We start from the raw sequence: 4103 nt of genomic DNA on the forward strand, positions 1-4103 counted from the left end.
ACCTTTGACAGAGATGATGAGTGAGGCGCGCGGCGTGCTCACCTGGCTTTGGCTGGGTGTGGCGGTGGCACTCGCGTTGCTCACTGTGGTGCTGTTGGTGGCTACGCGCAGGCTGGTGGGTGCCCCCGTGCAGCAGCTAAGCACAGCCCTTGGCTATCTGGCGCAGGGGGATCTCACGCACGCGGTGTCCGTCCGGTCGCGCGATGAAATCGGCTCTCTGGCCCAGGCCATGGAAGGCTTTCGCGTCCGGTTGGTGGAAAGTTTGGGCACGGTGCGTACCAGTGCCGACAGCGTATCTGCTGCCAGTACGGAGATTGCACAGGGCAACCAGGACCTGTCAGGCCGTACCGAAAGTCAGGCCAGTGCGTTGGAGCAGACGGCGGCCAGCATGGAGCAACTGGGCGCCACCATACGCCACAACGCCGACAGCGCAAGCCAAGCCAACCAACTGGCCGTGGGGGCCAGCCGGGTTGCCCAGCAGGGTGGTGAGGTGGTGTCCAAAGTGGTCCGGACGATGCAGGACATCAACAACAGCAGCCAGAGGATCGCCGACATCATTGGTGTGATCGACGGCATTGCCTTTCAGACCAACATCCTGGCGCTCAACGCGGCGGTCGAGGCGGCACGCGCGGGTGAACAAGGTCGCGGCTTCGCGGTGGTGGCTGCCGAGGTGCGTAACCTGGCCCAGCGCACGGCAGCCGAAGCCAAGGCCATCAAGGAGCTGATTGGCGCCAGCAGCGCCATGGTGCAACAGGGCTCGGTGCTGGCGGATCAGGCGGGCASCACGATGCAGGAAGTCGTCAGCTCTATCCAGCGGGTGGCCGACATGGTCTCTGAAATCAGCGCGGCCAGTAACGAGCAAACCGCCGGAGTTGGCCAGGTGGGTGAGGCTGTCACACAGCTCGACCAGACCACGCAGCAGAACGCGGCGCTGGTGGAGGAAATGGCTGCGGCTGCCAGCAGCCTGCGCACGCAGGCACAGCAGATGGTTGAGGCCATTGCGCGGTTCAACCTGGGCCAGGATGCAACAACTGCGCGTATGCATGTGCCCGCGTCGGACCGTGCCGTGCCAAAGCTCGGCGGCTAGAGAGCATCGACAGAAAGACATCAGCCCATGATAAAACCTGCCAGGCATTGCTGCCTGGCAGGTTTTATTGATTTGGAGCGGGTGAAGGGAATCGAACCCTCGTATGAAGCTTGGGAAGCTGCCGTTCTACCATTGAACTACACCCGCGACGCTCCGGATTATAGGCAGCATCCGCCAGCCGTCTGGCAATCGCTTTGTGCAAGCGTGCAAAACGCATATCCATAACCGAACATGTTGGTTGGTTGTGATCGCGTCGGGCTCTAAATTCCTTCTACCTGCTGCACTGCGCAGGCACTTCAAAGAAAAGGAAAGGATGCCAATGACAACCCAACGCACTCTCTCATCGCTATGGTCTGGACGCCGCTGGATGCGTGCCTCCTTGGCATCCTGCATGGCGTTGTTCGGTGGAACTTTGCTCGCTGCCACCCCCATCCCCGCGGGCCCTCTGGTCACCACCGAATGGCTGGCGCAGAACCTGGACAACCAGCAGGTGCGCATTGTGGAGGTGAGCGTGAACCCCGGCCTGTACGAGCGCGGCCATGTGCCGGGTGCGGTCAACTTCTCGTGGCACCGGGACCTGAACGACCGGGTGCGCCGTGACATCGTGAGCAAGGAGGCGTTTGAGGCCCTGTTGTCCAAGGCGGGTGTGTCGCAAGACACCACGGTGGTGCTGTACGGCGACACCAACAACTGGTTTGCTGCCTGGGGCGCGTGGGTGTTTGACATCTATGGTGTCAAGAACGTGAAGCTGCTCGACGGCGGCCGCAAGAAGTGGGAGGCGGAGAACCAGCCGCTGAACAACCGCGTGCCCGAGTTTGCAACCACCAGCTACCGGGTGGCCAAGGTGAACACCGACCTGCGTGCCCGCCTGTCCGATGCATTGGCTGCGGCAGAGGGCAAGAGCAATGCAAAGCTGGTGGACATCCGGTCGGCCGACGAATACGCGGGCAAGATTTTTGCCCCGGCCGGTGTGCCCGAGCTGAGCATCCGTGCTGGACACATCCCCGGCGCGGCTAACGTGCCCTGGGGCCAGGCGGTCAAGGAGGATGGCACCTTCAAGTCCGCCGAGGACCTCAAAAAGCTCTACGCCAGCGCGGGCGTGGATGGCAGCAAGCCCATCATCACCTACTGCCGCATTGGCGAACGCTCCAGCCACACCTGGTTTGCGCTGTCCAAGATCCTGGGCTACAGCGTCAAGAACTATGACGGTTCGTGGACGGAATACGGCAATGCGGTGGGCGTGCCCATCACCAACCCGGCGGGCACCATCTGGGCCGCGAAGTGAATGGGCTGACCGACAGAACCTTTTGGGAAGAAGGTGCAATGCAAAACAAAGAGATCTTTTGAGTTTTGGTAGGGGGTCTCCTTTACAGCCCGCCTGGTGCGGACTTTTTTTATGGGTGCGGTGCAATGACATACAAGATCAATTTCTCTGGCGCAGGAGCCCTGGCGTCGCTTGCAGCGCTGGTGGCATTGGGTTGGGCGRCCCAGGCGGTTCAGGGCTTGCCAGGCGGGCGCACGCTCGTTTTTGCTTTGGTCACGGGCGCGGTGCTGGGGCTCGTGCTGCAGCGCTCGCGCTTTTGCTTTTACTGCCACGCGCGCGACTGGTTTGAAGACCGCAATCCGCGCGGGCTGCTGGCCATCGTGCTGGCGCTGGCGGTGGGGGTGGTGGGCTACACCGTGGTGCTGGGCAGCTGGCTGCCGGTGCCCCAGCCGGGTAAGCTGCCGCCCGACATGCACATCGGCCCCGTGAGCTGGGTGCTGGTAGCGGCTGGGCTGTCGTTTGGCACCGGCATGGTGGTGTCGGGCTCGTGCATCAGCGCGCACTGGTACCGGCTGGCCGAGGGGGCCACGGTATCGCCGTTCGCGCTGGCCGGGTCGGCACTGGGCTTCATCCTGGGTTTCAAGACCTGGAACCCCTTGTACAGCCAGAGTGTGGCCGATGCGCCCGTGGTGTGGCTGCCTGCCCACCTGGGGTATGGCGGCGCCTTGCTGGTGCAACTGGTCGGGTTGGCCCTGGTGGCTGCCTGGCTTTGGCGGGGCTTTGCGCAGGAGGCCGCCGCATCATCAGCGCCGGGCGCAGTCCCTGCCGTACCAGGACTTCGTGCCGTGTGGCGCAACCTGTGGACCGGGCGCTGGCACTACTGGGTAGGCGGGTTGGTCGTGGGGCTGATTGGCGCATTTGCCATCGTGCGCATGCGACCCCTGGGCGTGACGGCCACGCTGGGCAGCGCCGCACGCCAGTGGGCACAGGGGCAGGGCTGGATTCCAGACCGGCTCGATGGACTCGATGGATTTGCGGGTTGCGCTACCGTGCCGCAGGCCACCTGGTTTACCCCCAATGCCGTGCTGTTGGTGGGCCTGGTGGCGGGAGCGTTCGTGGCAGCTACAGCCAGCCGCCAGTTTGTGCCGCGCTGGCCTACGTGGCGCGATGCTGTACGGGGCCTGTCGGGTGGCGTGTTTCTGGGCTGGGGGGCGATGACCGGGCTGGGCTGCACCGTTGGCACGCTGCTGTCCGGCGGCATGGCGGGCGCGCTGTCGGGTTGGGTGTTTGGGCTGTCCGTATTTTTTGCGGTGTGGGCCGGTCTGCAGATCAAGCGGCTGTGGCTGAGCGGAGGGCCGCAACAACGCTGAGTCCACCCCGCAGTCCTATCCGATACACTGCGGGCCGCATGGACGCGCACATGAAACCGATGACTCTGACGGCTTGGCTCTGGCGGGCGGTGCTGGCCGCAGGTGTGGCTGGCTGCGCCTACACACCCCCCGCGCCGTTCGTTGTTGTTGGCAACGGGAAGTCGGTATCCATCAACTGGGAAAATTCAACGCTGGGCCCTGACGGAGCCCTCAATGCGGCCGAAAAACATTGCGCACGATATGGCCTGGGGGCAGAACTGTCGGCCCAGGTCAGTCGCTTTGAAGTGATCTACCGCTGCGTGTAAGCCCCTCGCTGCAGACTCGCAAGAGACTTGGGGCGCCAAAGCGCGCAGGGACGCAATGCACCTGCGCTTTCAGACAT

4 protein-coding genes and 1 tRNA gene are annotated in these 4103 nt (G+C 63.7%); 4 read left to right on the plus strand and 1 reads right to left on the minus strand.

The features are described from left to right. Nucleotides 1-1087: methyl-accepting chemotaxis protein (locus AC04MI_RS23850; RefSeq protein ID WP_476498890.1), on the plus strand; the 1087-nt coding region annotated here is incomplete at its 5' end. 73 nt (nt 1088-1160) lie between these two features. Here AC04MI_RS23850 and AC04MI_RS23855 read toward each other — a convergent pair. Next, a tRNA-Gly gene (locus tag AC04MI_RS23855) sits at nt 1161-1234 on the minus strand. A 220-nt stretch (nt 1235-1454) separates the two neighbouring features. Between AC04MI_RS23855 and AC04MI_RS23860 the strand changes: the two genes are divergently transcribed. The 3 genes from AC04MI_RS23860 to AC04MI_RS23870 all read left to right on the plus strand — a co-directional run bounded on the left by AC04MI_RS23860 (nt 1455) and on the right by AC04MI_RS23870 (nt 4026). Further along, a complete protein-coding gene (locus AC04MI_RS23860) occupies nt 1455-2372 on the plus strand; it encodes a sulfurtransferase (RefSeq protein WP_476498891.1) in 918 nt (305 codons plus the stop codon). 125 nt (nt 2373-2497) lie between these two features. Further along, complete coding sequence (locus AC04MI_RS23865) at nt 2498-3721, plus strand: YeeE/YedE family protein (RefSeq protein ID WP_476498892.1); 1224 nt, start codon at nt 2498-2500, stop codon at nt 3719-3721. A 50-nt stretch (nt 3722-3771) separates the two neighbouring features. Further along, nucleotides 3772-4026 carry a hypothetical protein gene (locus tag AC04MI_RS23870; RefSeq protein ID WP_156400972.1) on the plus strand — a complete coding sequence of 85 codons (255 nt, stop codon included), beginning with the start codon at nt 3772-3774 and terminating at the stop codon, nt 4024-4026. Nucleotides 4027-4103: the final 77 nt, after the last annotated feature.

This window comes from Acidovorax sp. LjRoot204 (assembly GCF_056175785.1).

Bases quoted from the DNA above. Each gene is read 5' to 3' on its own strand.
- AC04MI_RS23860 (WP_476498891.1), top strand. From the start codon at position 1,455: ATGCGTGCCTCCTTGGCATCCTGCATGGCGTTGTTCGGTGGAACTTTG.
- AC04MI_RS23870 (WP_156400972.1), top strand. From the start codon at position 3,772: ATGAAACCGATGACTCTGACGGCTTGGCTCTGGCGGGCGGTGCTGGCC.